This window comes from Lysinibacillus sp. CTST325, assembly GCF_054665055.1.
In genome coordinates this window covers 207,876-225,236 of the sequence record NZ_BAAFHO010000005.1, presented here as the reverse complement: position 1 = coordinate 225,236, position 17,361 = coordinate 207,876, and the positions used below count along the sequence as shown (strand labels likewise).

The window sequence follows — 17,361 nt, the reverse complement described above, 5'->3', positions numbered from 1 at the left end:
ATGGTAATATTACGCGAAAGTCGTATAGATTCAAACGGGGTAGGAGAGTTAGAGGCAATGTCAAATGAGAAAAAAGGGGTTTTGGCGGCATTTTTTGCCTATGCTTTTTGGGGTGCATTTCCGCTTTATTGGAAACTACTTGAACATGTACCGAGTATGGAAATTTTATTATCGCGCGTCATTTGGTCCTTTGTCTTTACAGTACTAGCAGTAATAGTATTTGGAATGCGCAAGGATCTCCTCGCAGACTTAAAATATTTGTGGTCACACCAAAAGCATTTTTGGCAGCTTGCTGGAGCTTCATTTGTTATTTCGATGAACTGGTATTTATATATTTGGGCAGTTAACCATAACCACTTAATTGAAACGAGCTTAGGCTATTATATTAATCCTTTACTGTCAGTTATTTTAGGGGTTATTTTCTTTAAAGAAGCACTTAGTCGTGCGCAATGGGTGGCTACCGGGATTGCCTTTATTGCTGTTATTATTTTAACGATAAATTATGGATCAATCCCATGGGTAGCACTTCTTATTGCTATATCCTTCGCTATTTATGGTGTTCTGAAAAAGAAAATTAAGCTTGATGCGACAAGAGGTCTAGCCATAGAAACGTTATTTATTCTACCGTTTGCATTAGGCTATTATGTTTACCTCTTTACAACGAATCATGCCTCATTTTTACATGTTGATGTGAAAACAGACATCCTCATGATTGTAAGTGGTATCGTGACAGCAGTACCGTTAATTTTATTTGCGAAAGGTGCACAAAATATTCCACTCTATTTATTAGGCTTTATTCAATACGTATCGCCAACGATTACGTTAGTTATAGGGATCGTACTTTATAAGGAACCGTTTAGTCAAATAGAGCTTTTGGCATTTAGTATTATTTGGGCAGCCTTACTACTGTTTTCAGGATCGAAAATCATTGAAGTGAGAAGGGCTCAACATAAATCTGCCTAAAAAGGGACTTGTAGAAATTTTCTACAGGTCCTTTTTGTATGTTCCATAAAAATCAAGCTATTCTATCTTAAACTCAGATAAAAAATGTCACGAATGAATTTCTTTTACGATGAAAGAGGAGAAACTACTTTATGGATTTTCACTATACAGTCATCAAATAAAACGATTGAAGAGACAATTTCAGCAATAGCAATTAATTTAAAAGAACGTAATTTTGCGTTTTATGGAGCTCCACTTGACTGAAACGTTGCATAAAAAAGGTGTAGATGGTTTTAAAATGCCTTATAGAATTCTCGAGGTCTGTAATCCAGTAGAAGCTGCAAAGGTACTTGGTCATAATGCATTAGTTGGATACTTTCTGCCGTGTAAGATAACGGTTTATATAAGATGCAAGGAAAACGAAAATCGGCCTTCCAAAACCAACTGCTATGATAGATTTGTTAAATGACCCAGAATTAAAATTAATTGCTGAAAAAAATGAAAAGATTTTAATTGATGTATTAGAGAAAACAAATGATGAATAGTCATAAGCAACTTTACTTTCTTACCAACATATAGTAATATAATGTCAATCAATTAGATAACAATGATGAATATTATAAATTAATGAGAGGTGCTTTTGATGAGTGCGGTAGGTTCTAAATAGGAACAACTTAATGAAATAAATTTAATGACGCCAGGGGATTTATGTCAGTATGTCACCCTTTATTTAGTCGTGGATTTATTTCGATACCTATGAAGATACCTACAATACTTTATAAAGCTTGTAATGCACTGACTAAACTTCATGTAGATGAAGTCTTTTTCACGATGCTTTTTACACATGCCTTGTAATGTAAAAGCTGTGGGTTCTCCCACAGCTTTTTTTGTCTTTTTTAATTGAATAAATAAAAAATCATTGATATCTATTGAGTAGGTATCTTCATGAATGATTATGGAAAAATCAAGGTGAGGAGAATTTAAAATGAATCATACTACTTTTGAGAAGTTACAATACAATGAATTGAAGGATATCGTTAAATCATACTGTGTCAGTGGATTAGGTAAACAGTTATTAGATAAATTAACACCGAGCCCAAATTTGACAGTTGTTAAAAATCGTTTGAATGAAACGACAGAGGCACGAGCAATTTTAGATGCGGAAGGTCATGTCCCGTTTTTAGGGGTATCAAATATTGACAATACGATTAAAAAACTTGAAAAGGGGATTATTTTAGACCCTAGTGAATTGGTTAGCATCTCAGACTTTTTAAGAGGCTGTAGAAAAATTAAAAAATTTATGCTGGAAAAGGAATTTTTTGCCCCAGTACTTGCATCCTATGCTAATTCGATGGCTGAATTTAAAAGTGTGGAAGAGGAGATTAACTTTGCGATTAAAGCAAATCGAGTTGATTCAGCTGCTAGTAGAGAGTTAAAGCGTATCCGCAATCATATTGAAACAACAGAGGAAAAAATTAAAGACCGCCTAACTAAATTTTTAAATAATAGTGCCAATAAAACATATATCCAGGAATTTTTTATCAGTAAAAAGGATGATCGATATACAATTCCCATTAAGGCTTCTTATAAAAATCATGTGCAGGGACAATTGTAGAGGTTTCATCTAAAGGCGCAACAGTCTTTATGGAGCCAAATACAGTAGCGAAATTTAATGTGGAATTAGCCACTTTAAGAGCAGAGGAAGCGGTGGAGGAATATCAGATTTTGGCAACTTTATCTGGGCTCCTGATGGAAAATATTCATGAAATCAATATCAACATGGAGTTGATTAGCCAATATGATATGGTGTTTGCCAAAGCCAAGTTTAGCAAACACATTGGAGGAGTTGAACCAAGCTTAAATGATTATGGCTATATTCAGCTCGTTAATTGTAAGCATCCACTGTTAACAGGTAAGGCGGTGCCACTTCATTTTGAAATTGGTAAAGACTATCGGAGCTTAATCATTACAGGACCGAATGCTGGTGGTAAAACCGTTGTTCTAAAAACCATTGGCTTGTTAACATTGGCTACAATGTCAGGCTTCCATATTGTTGCAGATATAGGTACTGAAATAGCTGTATTCGATCATATTTTTGTAGACATTGGTGATAATCAAAGTATTGAAAATGCACTTAGTACGTTCTCATCTCATATGAAAAATCTCTCGGATATTATGAGGGCATCCAATAATAATACGCTTTTGCTATTTGATGAAATAGGAAGTGGTACGGAACCAAATGAAGGAGCAGCACTGGCGATTTCTATTTTAGAAGAGTTCTATCATATGGGCTGTATAACAGTGGCAACTACTCACTATGGAGAAATTAAGCGTTTCTCTGAAATGCATAGTGATTTTATGAATGCGGCTATGCGTTTTAATAGTGAAACTTTAGAACCGTTATATAAATTAGTCATCGGAACATCTGGAGAAAGTAATGCGCTATGGATTTCTAAGAAAATGAATATACGTGAAACAGTATTACAAAGAGCGAAGGGCTATATTGACAATAAGGATTATCATCTAGAACAAGTAAATGACAGTAAAATCAGGAAGCCTAAGATTAAGCAAGAGAGAACCAAAGCAAAGTATGACTTTATAAAGGGAGATCGTGTGAAGCTGTTAGATTATGATGACGTTGGAATCGTTTATCAAGAAATGGATAATTTCTATAATGTTGTCGTGTTCTATGAGGGAGAATTTATTAAGGTAAATGTCAAGCGTCTAGCATTAGAGCTACCAGCAACAGAATTATACCCAGAAGGATATGATGTAGAGACATTGTTTGTGGACTATAAAGAACGAAAGCTTCAGCATGATTTAGAGCGTGGTTCGAAAAAAGCTCTTCGCAAGATTCAGAAAGAAATAAAGAGAGATAAATCGAGCTAATAATCTGAAGGGATTGCACATAAATTTTAAATTGTGCAATCCCTTTTATTTATTGAAACGAATTAATTTGTGCTTTAATTGAATAATAAGTTTCTTCGATTTTTTCTTTATAGGGCAGATCAATTAAATCCCGGGAATCCATATAGGCCATTTTGGCGATTTCGTAAGCAGTTGTTAACTCACCGAAATGAGCATAGCAAAGTGCTTTATAGGAAAAGCACTCATTTAAACCTAATATGTCAAATGGATGTAAGATGAATGGGGGAACGTTTGTAAAATGTTCAAATGCTTCCTTAGCTTCTTCATATTGACCTAGCAAATATAAGGATTTCCCTTTTTCTGCATAGTAAAGGTCTTTTTGGAAATTGATTGAGACCTCAGGCTTAATCGCGCCAAAACGCTCTATTTCCTCGAGTGCCAGCTTATAATCGTGAGTGTAATTGTTATAATAATGCGCTCTTAATACGAAAATAAAAGCATCCACACTCACTTGTTCGGCAAAAATCCGATACTGCTCAAGCTTCTTCAGCATTTGCTCTACTTGCTCGAAATCATTGTCAATCATGGCACAAAATGCCCCAATACGATACATATCATCTATATAAGAGTAAAATTGATTTTTATGTGCATTGGTAATGGTTTCATTAATGAGCTGTTGACCTGCTTCAAGTTCACCAACTGCTACCTGAAAAATGCTAATATAATAAGCCATTTTCACATCATCTCGTGAATCTAACTGGTAATTTTCCTGCTCTGCTTCTTCTTTCGCCTGTAAAATACAGGAATAAGCTATATTGTATTGTCGTTTTTCTGCTAATATACCCAACTGTAATATATAGGTATCAAACCAATGACTTAGTAAATTAATTTCTTTAAACATAATACGTGCCTGTTGAAGTGGTGACTCCCATGTCGTTAATTCCGCAAAATATTGCGCAGCTGCATATATATACAGTAAACGACCCGCTTCATAACTAAGCGGAAGCTCTTCAACATAAGGCTCAATCATTTCAATGATTTGCCGCGCATTATCTATATCACCAAGATTTAATGGTGCAAACAAAATTTCTGCCTGCTCTAAAAGATGACGTAGCGAAGAGGGTGTTACTTGTTCAAGCAATTCACTTGCTTTTACTCCCAAACGTTCCGCTATATAATCAAGACTTTCCATCGAAGGTTTGGCCTTATCATTTTCAATTTGACTTAACATACCTTTTGTTAGACGTTCACCAGCAAGTTCCTCTAATGTTAATTTTCGTTCCTTCCTTAATTTACGAATTCTTGTGCCTAAAGAGTTCATTGCCTCGCCTCCGTTTTCATTAAAAATGAATACAACCATTTTGTTTAATTATATTAAACTTTTTCTTGCGTGAAAAGGGGGAGCTGTGCTATATTTTGTTTAATTAAATTAAACTTTTTAATCTAATTAAAAAATTGGAGGGATTTTAGATGAATGAAGCGGAAAAATATAAAAAGGCGACGTATCATTTATGGACATTCACAACCAGTAAAATGATCTCGTTGTTAGGGTCACATGTATTGTCATTTGGGATAGGGTTATATATTTTGGCACTGACAGGGTCAGCGATGAGTTTTGCGACAACGATGATATGTTCTATTTTGCCTCGAGCATTAGTCGCGCCACTGGCGGGTTATGTAGCTGATAATTATTCAAAGAAACGTACGATTTTATTAGCACAAGCAGGTACAATATTGACCGTTACAGGGCTACTACTCTATACAGAAATGGTCGGTTTGTCGGTTTATGCTATTTATATCGCAACTGTTTTTAATACAATATGCTCAGCCTTTTCAGGTGTAACATTTTCTTCCTCTATCGCAACACTAGTAAATCCAGAACGCCTACAGAAAGCAATGTCATTCAATCAAATGTCAGTGTCATTAGCAGCAATTGGTGGGCCAGTAATTGGGGGAATGATGTATGGATTTTTCTCCATGAAAGCATTTTTGCTTGTACATATGGTGGCCTATGTGATTGCATTCTGCTTAGAAGCGACAATGAATTTTACTCTCTATAGTACAAGAGAGCAGACTGTAGAAAAGGAAAAGATATGGGCTGGGCTTGCTAGTGGCTTTCGTTATATTAAGCAACAAAAAGTGATTAAAACAATTATGTGGCTTTCATTATGGATTAATTTGTTTTTCTCTGCCATCGTTGTTGGGGGGACCTATATTGTTATTGAATTATTAAAAGTAAAATCAACTCATTTTGGTTTTATAGAGGCATCGGGTGCGGTTGGTATGCTTGTTACTTCCCTCGTTTTCGCTACACGGAAAGAGGTTAAGGCGCCACTACGTTTTTCTAAATTCAGCTTATTGCTGTTGGCTAGTAGTTTAGGGCTGGCGGTTGTTCCATTAGTAACGAATTTATCTTATTTAGCTATTGTTATCTTTTATATTGTAATCTACTTTATTTTCGCTATTTTTGAGATGGGGATTAACATGCCAATTATGGTTTATATGCAAAAGCTAATTTCAGAAGAATACCGTGGACGTGTATTGGGATTAATGGAAACAATGGCAATGTCAATGATGCCGATTGGTATGGTCGTTTATGGCATCTTGTATGATACATTCCCAGCAACGGTTATTTTACTTGTCACGAGTGCAATTATCGTGACGATATCACTAGTTATGCTACGAACATCTGTCTTAAAAGAAGCACATCCAGAGTTTTATGAGCAAAAGAAGATAGTAACTGAGAGTGTTGCAAATTAATGTAACAGCGAAATGCGTAGTTTTATCGGCGATTCGTGAGGTTTATCAGCGATAATAGCAGTTTTATCAGCGATTTGTAACCATCTATCGACGAGATTATATAGCAACATACAAAACCAGGCATTTCTTCAATGTTGAAGTATGCCTGGTTGATTGATTTTACTGATCGTCAATCACAATATAAGTGGCTTTAATTGGTCCATGTACACCAACGATCAGCATCATTTCGATATCTGCTGAATTACTTGGTCCTGTTATAAAGTTGATGCAGGATGCAATTTTCTCGCCACTTCTGATTTTTTCATTAATAAGGCGGGCTGCTTGCGTCATGCGTGGAACAATTGTACTTTTAGGAATTAAAATAATAGACTTCTCTGGTAAAAAGCTAACTGATCTACCTTTATCCTTATCACTAAAAAGTACAGCAGTTCCTGATTCTGCTAATGTTATTTCACTTATCGTAATGCCGATGTTAGCTTTTTCAGCCTGTCGAATATTTTCCTCTGGCTGTTCAGAATTCCATTCGTACAGTTGAATATTTTCTTGAGGCCAATGCTCGGTCATTAATTTTCCTAGGCCGTAGTTTTGGAAACGCTCATCTTTCCATGTTATAACAGATTGACCTCCATAATGTCCAACTACTTTTTGGAAATCTGCAGGAAGATTAGCTGTATTTGTAATGACAATATCCGTATGAATATTTTTGCATTGATCAACTAAAACCTCTAGTAATTCATCTTTTGTCGCTTCATTTAGGACGCGATTTTGAGGGTTATATTGCCATGTAGGTCGTACGATTTCTGTTTTTGGTGAACGTCCAAGCTGTTTCGCAATGTTTGCTAAAAATACATCTCTTTTTTCAATAGTACCTGTCATTATTCATCGCCTCCTTTTTGGCGGTGTTTAAACCAGTCACGGAAATTATCTTTATTAGGGGCTGGAAAATCCCTTGCTTCCGTCCATGCTTTTAGTGGTCCTGGGCCTTTAGAAATTTTCTGATCTTTTGTAAATGGAGCCATCGCTGGTGAAGCCATTTTTGTCGCTATTTTATATAGGGCAGGGGAGGAAGCACCTAGACCAAAAGCCTTCATTAATAACTTTTCCGATACAGGTGCCTTTCCTTCGTTTTCGACAATTACTTGACGGTGTCTATGAATAAGCTGATGTAACGGGATTTTGACAGGACAAGCATCTGTGCAGGCACCGCATAATGTGGAGGCGTATGGCAACTCTTTAAAATCCTCATAGCCGCCTAATAATGGTGAAAGAACGACACCTACTGGACCAGAATAAATAGAACCATAAGCATGCCCGCCAACATGTCGATAAACAGGACAAGCGTTAACACAAGCTGCACAACGAATACATTGTAAAATAGGCTGGAATTCACTGCCTAAAATATTAGAACGTCCATTATCAACAATAACTAAATGGAATTCCTCAGGTCCATCTGTGTCACCTTCATCTTTGATCCCCGTTAATGTAGTAATATAGCTTGTTAGCTTTTGCCCAACTGCGCTTCTTGTTAATAAGCTTACTAGTACTTCCATCTCTTCGAATGTAGGAACAATTCTTTCCATTCCCATTACCGTAATTTGTGTTTTTGGCAAAGCTGTTACTAAATCTGCGTTCCCTTCATTTGTCACGAGTGTAATCGAGCCGCTCTCTGCAATAGCAAAGTTACAGCCCGTAATGCCAATGTCTGCTGTTAAATATTCATTTCTTAATTTTTCACGTACATAAAGAGCTAGTTCTTCAGGCTTTTCGGTTTTCTCATAACCTTGTTTTTCTTTAAAAATGTCACGAATCTGCTCCTTGTTTTTATGCAAAGCTGGGGCAATGATATGAGAGGGGGGCTCGTGATCATCTACTTGCAAAATGTACTCTCCAAGATCTGTTTCAATGACTTCACACCCGAGCTTTTCTAAAGCGGCGTTTAAATCAATTTCCTCCGTCACCATAGATTTTGATTTCACAATTTTAGTGGCATTTTTCTTTTTAGCGACACTTTGAATATAGTCTGTCGCTTCTTTCGCTGTTTGCGCAAAGTAGACATGTCCCCCTCTTTTAGCGACATTTTCACTCAACTGATATAAGTAATAATCTAAGTTCGCTAGCACATGCTTTCGAATTTCTTCGCCGTGAGAGCGCCATTCCTCCCAATGTCCAAGCTCATCAGCTTGTTTTAGTCGACGTGTTTGTAAGCGCTCCTGTGCGCTTGACACAGCTCCGCGCATAAACGAATTTTCTAATTCTTTCGTTACCCGATGATTAAAGCGTTCATCACTTGTTTTCATGGACATTTTTTTACCCCCTCTTAGCGACAATTTAATACTTCTGCAATATGCATGACTTTAATAGGTTTACCTTGTCGATTAATTCGACCACCAATATTGAGTAAGCAACCAGCATCTGCACCGATTAAAATATCTACCCCTGTTTCTTCTATATTTTGTACTTTCTCATTGACCATTTCTCCAGAAATATTGCCCATTTTTACTGAAAATGTTCCGCCAAATCCACAGCATCTTTCTTTTCCTGGGAGTTCTACATACTGTAGTCCTTTAACTTGATTTAATAGTTTAAATGGTGCATCTGTAACCCCGAGTAGACGTGTCATATGACAGGAGGTATGATAAGTAGCCTTGCCCTCTAATTGTGCTCCTACATCCTCGACTTTTAATACATCTACGATAAACTGTGTAAATTCATATGTTTTATCTGCTAATGCTTGCGCTTTTGGCTCCCAAACAGGATCTCCTTTAAACACTTCTGGATATTCCTTAAACATATAAGCGCAGGAACCAGAAGGAGAGACAACGTATTCGGCATGTTCAAAGGCCATAATCATTTTTTTTATAGCATTTTTAGAGTCTTTTACATAGCCACTATTATAGGCAGGCTGCCCACAGCAAATTTGATTTTCAGGAAAGTCTAGGTCACAGCCGAGCCTTTCAAGAACTTCAACAACGGCTTTTCCTACATCACCTTGAAACATATCAACTAAACAAGTCACAAAAAGTGTTATTTTCATGAGAATCGCTCCTTTTTGACTCTATTAATCCATAAATAACTAATCAACAGGTCATCTGATGACTTGGTGAATAAATATATTGTTTTTATAATACTACAACTGTTCAGATGATTAAAAGGTGTTTATTGTTAATTTTCAAAAAAATCGAAAGCTGCCCATAGTAAAAACTAGGCAGCTGCTGTTATTCCATAGATTCAGTTGTTTCAAAATATTGCATTAAGACCTTTTCCACATTACTTAAATGTGAAGCCATAGCATGTTTTGCGAGCTCTTCATTTTGCTGTTTAATTGCGAGGAAAATTTGCATATGTTCATCATACAGCTTTTCGCTTGTAATTTTTTTTGAGTACAACCAAATTCGACGTGTCTCTTTCATCGTTTCAATCATTAAACCTGAAACCTGGTCTAATAAAGTTGTAAGTAGGGGGTTTTGAGATGCTGCAGAAATGGCCGCGTGAAATTGAAAATCCACTTTCTCTCCTAGCTCTCCATCTCCTTGTACTCGTTTCATCTCATCCAAAATTTGCAACATGGACTGTATGTCTTCTTCTGTTCGATGAATAGCTGCGCTAGCCGCTGCGCCTACTTCGATAATTTTACGTACTTCTAACAAATGTGAGATATCTTGCTTGTTTGTTAGAATGGCAGTAGATAAGGGAAAATCGAGTTGATTGGATTGATTACTTTTAACAAATGTACCTGAGCCTTGTTTAATTTCAATAAGTCCCATTGCTTTTAACGCGGAAAGAGCTTCTCGGATGGCAGATCTGCTTACTTGTAATTGTTCAGCAAGTTGTTCTACTGAATCAAGTCGGTCACCCGGCTTCAGTTCACCAGCTCTAATTTTTTCATAGAGGATTTCAGATACTTCCTCATATATTTTTTTCGGTTTAATTTTTCTTAATTCCAAGGACTACACCTCATTTATCTCTATCAATTGCTCTGTTGTTTTTTTTATTATACATGAAGAAGATTAATTTACTAACTATTAACAGTAAATAAAAAGGGTACTACAACTCTGCAAGAAGCGGTAGGTAACGGCTTTAAAACAGGTTATGTTAATAAATGCATCCTCACCATAACTTGATATGTAGAATTATGGCGTATTTTGTTGACAGATAATATAAGGGGAGCGCATAATGCAAAAGTACATTAGCAAATACAAATTGATGTAATAAGGTCTGAAAAAAATTTGTATGATAATATGATGGAACTTCACTTTTTTAACATCTTTTTGCCATGAAACGTTCACAAACAGGAAGGGCGCAATTTACAGTGATTTTTGGTACGATGGAGACAGTAACTGTAAGGAGCGAGTGAGAAAATATGGAAACTGATATTAACTTATTTTTAGCTTTAGGTGCAGGGTTTTTAAGCTTCATTTCACCATGTACCCTACCGCTATATCCAGCATTTTTATCATACATAACAGGTATGTCATTAGATGAGCTGAAATCAGAACGAGGTATGATGCAAAAGCGTGCAATTTTGCATACCCTTTTCTTTTTACTAGGATTTTCAATTATCTTTATTATGATTGGACTAGGCACATCATTAGCAGCAGAGTTCTTCCTTAATTATCACACATTATTACGTCAGGTTGGTGCCATCTTAATCGTTGTATTTGGTTTAATGATTGTGGGATTACTACAAATTGACTTTTTAATGAAGGATCGAAAATTCCAATTTAAAAACCGACCATCTGGTTATTTGGGATCAGTATTAATCGGAATAGCCTTTGCGGCTGGTTGGACGCCTTGTACAGGTCCGATTTTAGCATCGATTATTTCATTAGCTGGTGCAAATCCAGGCGCCGGATTTAGCTATATGTTAGCTTATTATTTAGGCTTTGCGATTCCGTTTTTCGTGTTATCTTTCTTTATAGCACGTATGACTTGGATTCGTACACACAGCCAAAAAATTGTGAAAATCGGCGGTTATATTATGATTGTCGTTGGTGTATTGTTATTCTTTGACGGATTATCGTATTTAACACGCATTTTACAGCCTATTTTTGGTGGATTTACAGGCTTCTAATCTGCTAAACTAAAAAGGCCATACCGTACTTTAACGTGGAGGGAGATGAACATGTGCCTACAGTTTTAGTAGTGGATGATACGCTCTTTATGCGTGTTGCAATCAGTAATATGTTTACTGATTGGGGTTATGAGGTAGTCGGCAAGGCAGCAAATGGTAAAGAAGCTGTGGCGATGTATCGTGAGTTACAACCAGATCTTGTAACGATGGATGTAACAATGCCCGTTATGACAGGTATCGCAGCAGTAAAAGAAATCATCCCCGAATTTCCAGATGCAAAAATAATTATGATTACAGCTTTAGGACAACAGAAGTTAATCGTGGAAGCAATTGAAAGTGGTGCAAAGGATTTTATAACAAAGCCTTTCGAGCCAGAAAGATTAAAAGCTGTAGTTGATCAATTACTAGGACAAAATTGTTAATGACGTTAGAGGAGGAATTTTTATGTTTAGCAATATCCCTTCTCAATATTATGTAATAGGTTCGACCATAATGGCCATTTTTATGGGTACCTTTGTCATGGTTTTACGTATGCGAGCATCTAAGAAACCGACAAATGAGAAGAAAATTATCATTCCACCTATTGCAATGTCTTCAGGTGCGTTAATGTTTTTATTTGAACAATTTCGAGTACCGCCTATGCAAATCCTTGAAGCGGCAGCAGTCGGCATATTGTTCTCAACAATCTTAATTGCCACTTCTAAATTTGAAGTAAAAGGCCAAGATATTTATTTAAAACGTTCAAAAGCATTTGTTTTTATATTAATCGGACTGTTAGTGTTCCGTATAATTGCAAAAATGATTTTAAGTAGCTCCATTGACGTTGGTGAGTTAGCAGGAATGTTTTGGATTTTAGCGTTCGCTATGTTACTCCCTTGGCGAATCGCAATGCTTGTTCAATTTATAAAAATCAAAAAAACTATCCCTCTGAAGAATATTTAATGAAGACTACACTAGAGATTTCATCTAGTGTAGTTTTTTTATTGCGCGCAGTTTGGCTGATGAATAGAGCGGTTCGAGCGATAGATAGGGTTGTCAAAGTGACGGAAAGGATTCAGAGCGAGGGATAGGGTTGTCAGAGCGACGGAAAAAGTCATTCAAGCGACGGATGGGAAAGCCAAAGTGACGGAAAGAAATTAGAGCGACGGATAGAATTGCCGGAGTGACGGAAAGAATCGTCCAAGCGGAGGATAGAAAGCCAAAAGCGACGGAAAGAAGAGTCAAAGTGAAGGATAGAACTCAGAGCGACGGATAGAATTGCCAGAGTGACGGAAAGAGTCGTTCAAACGACGGAATGAAAGACAGAAGCGACGGATGGAAGAGCCAAAGTGACGGAAAGAAATTAGAGCGACGGATAGAATTGCCGGAGTGACGGAAAGAGTCGTTCAAGCGACGGAATGAAAGACAGAAGCGACGGATGGGAGAGCCAAAGTGACGGAAAGAAATTAGAGCGACGGATAGAATTGCCGGAGTGACGAAAAGAGTCGTCGAAGCGACGGAATGAAGGGCGAAAGCGACGGAAAGAAGAGTCAAAGTGACGGATAGAAAACAGAGCGGCGGATAGAGTTGCCGGAGTGACGGAAAGAATCGTCGAAGCGACGGAATGAAGGGCGAAAGCGACGGAAAGAAGAGTCAAAGTGACGGATAGAAAACAGAGCGGCGGATAGAGTTGCCGGAGTGACGGAAAGAATCGTCCGAGCGACGGAAAGAATCGTCCGAGCGACGGAAAGAATCGTCCAAGCGACGGATAGAAAACAGAGCGACGGATAGAGTTGCCGAAGTGACGGAAAGAGTAGTTCGAGCGACGGAAAGAAGAGTCAAAGTGAAGGATAGAACTCAGAGCGACGGATAGAGTTGCCGAAGTGACGGAAAGAGTAGTTCGAGCGACGGAAAGAAGAGTCAAAGTGAAGGATAGAACTCAGAGCGACGGATAGAATTGCCGGAGTGACGGAAAGAGTCGTTCAAGCGACGGAATGAAAGACAGAAGCGACAGAAAGACTCCCCGAGGTTCCAGGAAAAGCTTATTGAAAAAATAGATGATGAAACTTATCTAAGGTCAGTAAAAACGCTGCACATATCATTGTGCAGCGTACCATTAATCAAATAGATGTTGATATGGGGCGATGTCAATTTGCATTTCATCTAATTTTTTGCGTAAAAATTTATGGTCGCGCTTAGGTGTTGCTTGGATATAGCCTCGAATAATCAAATCTTGGTTAATGGCAGGTGCTTTTTCTTCTAAAGCAAGTTCACCAATTTTTCCTGCTATTTTTTCCTTAGCTACTTGTCTAAATAGCTCAGGTACAGGGCTTACAAGTTCATATAAAAGCTCCTTCTCAGGTTGTCCCCATAAATGAATAGTTTTATCTAAATAATACTCTTGCCAATCTAAATCAGATTTACCATCTTGCTTCGGTAATGCCTTTAAAAATTTGCGGAACATGAAAAATCCGCCTATCGCCATAAACGAAATAAGCACAACTACCCAAAATAGGATAAACCATAAAAACCAACCAGTTAACAAATCGTTCACCTCTTTGCCTTCTCTTACTCTATTATAAAAGCTTGCAGAAAAAAATCCATCCTAAATGTCCCTTTTTTAGCAATAAGTCAGTATATATTGTGTAAAGGAGGTGACGCTCATGGCAAAAGTCAATTTCATAGGTGCTACACTACGCTTAAAGTATGTCGCTGGACACAATGCACATAACGAGCCCATGTTTACAATTAAAACGTACCGCAATTTAAACGGCTCGCATACAGCAGAGGATTTAGTAGAGGTAGCAAAAGCAATTGCAGGTCTATCTTCACACGAACTAGATAGCATTGTAAAACAAGAAACAACAGATTTATCCTAAGGGGGGAGAGCTATGACACAAGTTTTAGAGCTGCAATTTGAGACAGCAGCGGGGAAAACGACAACGATTGTGATTGATGCGCCGAAGCCAAATGTAACAGCGGAGGAAATTCAACAGGTCATGCAAACGATCATCGCCAAAAATGTTTTTGATGGACAAGCTAGTGCTCTAGTTGCAATGACTGGGGCTCGCATCGTTGATCGACAAGTAAGAGAAATTGAATTAGGAATCGAATAGTCGTGAAATGGTCTTTGCAGAATTTCCTGCAAGGACCATTTTCGACAATAATGGTTTTAATAAGCTTAGTGTGAAGGAGGGGGTCAACATGGAACAGTGGTTAAACATGATATCGGATATCGGTTTTCCTATCCTAGTGTCGTTTTATTTACTGCACCGAGTAGAAGTTAAATTAGATGCAATTCATGATGCACTGGTTTCCTTAAAGTGAAATCGATTTCACAAAGATGTACGAAAGCTGTCACTTGGGTGTCCTTGTCAATATTTGCATCGTACGTTAGGATGAGGGTAGTGTAAGTAGGGAGCGTGTTAAAGATGAGAAATAAAATAATAGGACTTGTTCTACTTTTTGCATTAGCAGCAGTGCTTAGTGCGTGTGGAAATACAAAATTTAAAGCAGATTATAGCTTGGAGTTACCAGATTTTGAACATGTCAATCAACGTGGAGAAAAAGTTTCTTTAAAGAGTTTAAAAGGAAAACCTTGGATTGGTATGTATATTTTCACGAACTGTACATCCATTTGCCCACCAATGACCTATAATATGAAGCAAGTTCAGGAAAAGCTGAAGAAAAAAGGAGTGGAAGATTATAATATTGTTGCGTTTTCCGTTGATCCTGACGTTGATAAACCAGAAGTATTAGCAGATTATTTGAAAAAATATAATGTACCAGATAATTCAAAATGGAATCTACTTACTGGTTATTCACAAAAATATATCGAGCAGTTCGCTGTGAAATCAACAAAAATAATCGTCAAAGATGATCCAAACACCGACCAAGTGGTTCACGGAAATCAATTTTTCTTAGTTGATAAAGATGGCAAAATCGTAAAAATGTATTCTGGATTTGCAGAGAATACAGAGGATGTTCCTATTGACACAATTGCATCAGATATAGAAACATATATTGATGAAAATTTATAATGGATAGAAGGAAACCGTCTCAATTAATAAAGAGACGGTTTTTTTTTGATTGAAATATAATCTTTTCTAACTGTAGCCTCGTTTATAGTGTAGAAGGAGGGAAAGATTTTGTCGGATACAGAATATTTAGAGCAACTAATGGAGCTACATACAGACCACTTATTTCGAATCGCATACTACTATACGAAAAATCTACGAATAGCTGAGGATATTGTTCAAGATGTATTTAATCAATTATGCCTTGGCGTAATTGCGTCCGGAATCGGCTTTGTGCTTGCACAAAGAACTCCTTTCCGATTCCGTGACATCCGCCGGAGGCTTTAACTTCTTTCAGCGGATTTTGGACACCTGCTGAAAAGTGACTAATAACCCATTCATCTAACCACCTATAGAGGTGGGAGACTTCTGCTGAAAGAAGTTAAATTCTATCATCACCAAAAGTATTATGAAGAAAGAGGCGAGATGAAGGCTTATTTAGCACGCATGACCATTAATAAATGCAAGGATTACTTAAAAAGCTGGGCTTATCGAAAAATTACATTTCAGCATAATTTTTTTGCCAAACAAAAAACTGTTTTACAAGATACACTCATTCGTCAAGATGAACAAGCTCTTTTAGATGAAGCCATTTTACGGTTACCATTAAAGCAACGTGAAGCAATTGTCTATTTTTATTTGGAGGAGATGACGATTAAGGAGATAGCAGAGCTACTGGCAATCCCTGAGGGTACCGTGAAATCTCGTTTAAAGAAAGGGAAGGAATTATTAAAAGTAGACTTACAGCATATGAATGGGAGGTACTTTTCCATGGATAAGCATACAATGCATGTATTGAAGGATGTCTCAGCCCATAAAGAAGCAATCATTCATAAGGTTCGACAACAAGTTCAACAAGGATCGTATCCATCAAAGCAACTTTGGCCGTATCGTGCACTGGCCGTCATGATAACAAGCTCTATCTTACTATTTATTGCATGGCAAACTTCGAAACCGATTGACCATGTAACGACAGAAATACTTCATAAAGAAGAAAAACAATCATTCACTGATTTATTTCAAACAGAAGTTGAAGGAAAAGAGACAACATTCAGTCAGACTTTTCAAATAGCAGATCAATTACATCACCGCGAAAATATCAAATTTTATGCACCGCTTCAGGGCTTCGAGGCTATGAAGGAAGTGGCGGATACTATGGAGAGTGCTGTCCATCTAATAGACCCTGAAAATCTTCCATTTAAATCAAATATACAAGAGGTCTATGCGGTAACATCAGATATGCAAGATGGTAGCCTGCAAAAGCAGTTTCAGTTTAGTTATAAAGAAAAGTCTCTCACTGGAGTCGATCGTCAATATATTATTTTGACGGTAACAAATGTAGATCATAATCCTTTAATAAACTATAAATTTACGGAAGATAGTCAGGAGGAAATCACGAATGTAGGTTTGAATTTTATGAATCCTTTGTATTATCGTGCGATGACACCAGATAAATGGTTTGCTTATTTATACTATAATTATGATGAGGCAGACAAGCGCATTTATCGAATGAGTACAAGAGCCAATGAGTTTTATACGTATTATAATGGCTATGTATATCAAATAGGCTATCAATTAAATGGTGATCAACAGGAAGCACGAGAAAAAATGGTTGCTCTTGCAAGAGAATTTATCCCGCACTTAAATTGATAGAAAGCAAAGAAG

General features: G+C 37.2%; 21 protein-coding genes and 1 pseudogene. 14 read left to right on the top strand and 8 right to left on the bottom strand.

Annotated features, from left to right (window positions below):
- Positions 1-57 precede the first annotated feature (57 nt).
- The 4 genes and pseudogenes from rarD (at position 58) to ACYQ73_RS14430 (ending at position 3,831) form a co-directional block, all read left to right on the top strand.
- Complete coding sequence (gene rarD, locus ACYQ73_RS14445) at positions 58-963, top strand: EamA family transporter RarD (protein WP_460013125.1); 906 nt, start codon at positions 58-60, stop codon at positions 961-963.
- An 84-nt stretch (positions 964-1,047) separates the two neighbouring features.
- A complete protein-coding gene (locus ACYQ73_RS14440; protein WP_460013124.1) occupies positions 1,048-1,206 on the top strand; it encodes a hypothetical protein in 159 nt (52 codons plus the stop codon).
- A complete protein-coding gene (locus ACYQ73_RS14435; RefSeq protein ID WP_460013123.1) occupies positions 1,187-1,411 on the top strand; it encodes a DUF302 domain-containing protein in 225 nt (74 codons plus the stop codon). Before ACYQ73_RS14440 ends, ACYQ73_RS14435 begins: the two co-directional genes overlap by 20 nt.
- A gap of 516 nt (positions 1,412-1,927) precedes the next feature.
- A pseudogene (locus ACYQ73_RS14430) lies at positions 1,928-3,831 on the top strand (endonuclease MutS2).
- Between the two features lie 49 nt (positions 3,832-3,880).
- Here ACYQ73_RS14430 and ACYQ73_RS14425 read toward each other — a convergent pair.
- On the bottom strand, positions 3,881-5,131 hold the full coding sequence (locus ACYQ73_RS14425; RefSeq protein ID WP_460013122.1) for a helix-turn-helix domain-containing protein: 1,251 nt from the start codon (positions 5,129-5,131) through the stop codon (positions 3,881-3,883).
- A gap of 149 nt (positions 5,132-5,280) precedes the next feature.
- Between ACYQ73_RS14425 and ACYQ73_RS14420 the strand changes: the two genes are divergently transcribed.
- Positions 5,281-6,570, top strand: coding sequence for an MFS transporter (locus ACYQ73_RS14420; protein WP_460013121.1), 1,290 nt, complete (start codon positions 5,281-5,283; stop codon positions 6,568-6,570).
- 159 nt (positions 6,571-6,729) lie between these two features.
- Here ACYQ73_RS14420 and ACYQ73_RS14415 read toward each other — a convergent pair whose 3' ends face one another.
- The 4 genes from ACYQ73_RS14415 to ACYQ73_RS14400 all read right to left on the bottom strand — a co-directional run bounded on the left by ACYQ73_RS14415 (position 6,730) and on the right by ACYQ73_RS14400 (position 10,514).
- A complete protein-coding gene (locus tag ACYQ73_RS14415) occupies positions 6,730-7,446 on the bottom strand; it encodes a LutC/YkgG family protein (protein WP_460013120.1) in 717 nt (238 codons plus the stop codon).
- Positions 7,446-8,873 (bottom strand): LutB/LldF family L-lactate oxidation iron-sulfur protein, encoded by a 1,428-nt coding sequence (locus tag ACYQ73_RS14410; protein ID WP_460013119.1) that lies wholly within the window; start codon positions 8,871-8,873, stop codon positions 7,446-7,448. Before ACYQ73_RS14410 ends, ACYQ73_RS14415 begins: the two co-directional genes overlap by 1 nt.
- 14 nt (positions 8,874-8,887) lie before the next feature.
- Positions 8,888-9,604 carry a (Fe-S)-binding protein gene (locus tag ACYQ73_RS14405; protein WP_460013118.1) on the bottom strand — a complete coding sequence of 239 codons (717 nt, stop codon included), beginning with the start codon at positions 9,602-9,604 and terminating at the stop codon, positions 8,888-8,890.
- A gap of 181 nt (positions 9,605-9,785) precedes the next feature.
- Positions 9,786-10,514 carry a FadR/GntR family transcriptional regulator gene (locus tag ACYQ73_RS14400; RefSeq protein ID WP_460013117.1) on the bottom strand — a complete coding sequence of 243 codons (729 nt, stop codon included), beginning with the start codon at positions 10,512-10,514 and terminating at the stop codon, positions 9,786-9,788.
- A 416-nt stretch (positions 10,515-10,930) separates the two neighbouring features.
- Here ACYQ73_RS14400 and ACYQ73_RS14395 point away from each other — a divergent pair, with 416 nt between their 5' ends.
- The 3 genes from ACYQ73_RS14395 to ACYQ73_RS14385 are packed head-to-tail and all read left to right on the top strand — an operon-like array spanning position 10,931 to position 12,583.
- Complete coding sequence (locus ACYQ73_RS14395; protein WP_460013116.1) at positions 10,931-11,641, top strand: cytochrome c biogenesis CcdA family protein; 711 nt, start codon at positions 10,931-10,933, stop codon at positions 11,639-11,641.
- Between the two features lie 35 nt (positions 11,642-11,676).
- A complete protein-coding gene (locus ACYQ73_RS14390; RefSeq protein ID WP_460013115.1) occupies positions 11,677-12,063 on the top strand; it encodes a response regulator in 387 nt (128 codons plus the stop codon).
- A 22-nt stretch (positions 12,064-12,085) separates the two neighbouring features.
- Positions 12,086-12,583, top strand: coding sequence for a CcdC family protein (locus ACYQ73_RS14385; protein ID WP_460013114.1), 498 nt, complete (start codon positions 12,086-12,088; stop codon positions 12,581-12,583).
- A 93-nt stretch (positions 12,584-12,676) separates the two neighbouring features.
- Here the strand turns inward: ACYQ73_RS14385 and ACYQ73_RS14380 are convergent, their stop codons facing one another.
- From ACYQ73_RS14380 to ACYQ73_RS14370, 3 genes are all read right to left on the bottom strand, one after another.
- Entirely contained in the window at positions 12,677-12,865 is a 189-nt protein-coding gene (locus ACYQ73_RS14380) for a hypothetical protein (protein WP_460013113.1), read from the bottom strand.
- 118 nt (positions 12,866-12,983) lie between these two features.
- The gene (locus tag ACYQ73_RS14375) at positions 12,984-13,544 is read right to left on the bottom strand and encodes a hypothetical protein (protein WP_460013112.1); all 561 of its coding nucleotides are present in this window, start codon (positions 13,542-13,544) and stop codon (positions 12,984-12,986) included.
- 192 nt (positions 13,545-13,736) lie between these two features.
- A complete protein-coding gene (locus ACYQ73_RS14370) occupies positions 13,737-14,165 on the bottom strand; it encodes a DUF2621 domain-containing protein (protein ID WP_460013229.1) in 429 nt (142 codons plus the stop codon).
- Positions 14,166-14,283: 118 nt separating this feature from the next.
- Between ACYQ73_RS14370 and ACYQ73_RS14365 the strand changes: the two genes are divergently transcribed.
- The 6 genes from ACYQ73_RS14365 (at position 14,284) to ACYQ73_RS14340 (ending at position 17,346) form a co-directional block, all read left to right on the top strand.
- Positions 14,284-14,499 (top strand): DUF1659 domain-containing protein, encoded by a 216-nt coding sequence (locus tag ACYQ73_RS14365; protein WP_460013111.1) that lies wholly within the window; start codon positions 14,284-14,286, stop codon positions 14,497-14,499.
- Positions 14,500-14,511: 12 nt separating this feature from the next.
- Positions 14,512-14,736: a DUF2922 domain-containing protein gene (locus ACYQ73_RS14360; RefSeq protein ID WP_460013110.1), complete on the top strand. Its 225-nt coding sequence runs from the start codon at positions 14,512-14,514 to the stop codon at positions 14,734-14,736.
- A gap of 88 nt (positions 14,737-14,824) precedes the next feature.
- Entirely contained in the window at positions 14,825-14,947 is a 123-nt protein-coding gene (locus ACYQ73_RS14355; protein ID WP_082337366.1) for a YvrJ family protein, read from the top strand.
- Positions 14,948-15,051: 104 nt separating this feature from the next.
- Entirely contained in the window at positions 15,052-15,660 is a 609-nt protein-coding gene (locus ACYQ73_RS14350; protein ID WP_460013109.1) for an SCO family protein, read from the top strand.
- A 108-nt stretch (positions 15,661-15,768) separates the two neighbouring features.
- Complete coding sequence (locus ACYQ73_RS14345) at positions 15,769-15,984, top strand: RNA polymerase sigma factor (RefSeq protein ID WP_460013108.1); 216 nt, start codon at positions 15,769-15,771, stop codon at positions 15,982-15,984.
- A 138-nt stretch (positions 15,985-16,122) separates the two neighbouring features.
- On the top strand, positions 16,123-17,346 hold the full coding sequence (locus ACYQ73_RS14340; protein ID WP_460013107.1) for a sigma-70 family RNA polymerase sigma factor: 1,224 nt from the start codon (positions 16,123-16,125) through the stop codon (positions 17,344-17,346).
- Positions 17,347-17,361 lie beyond the last annotated feature (15 nt).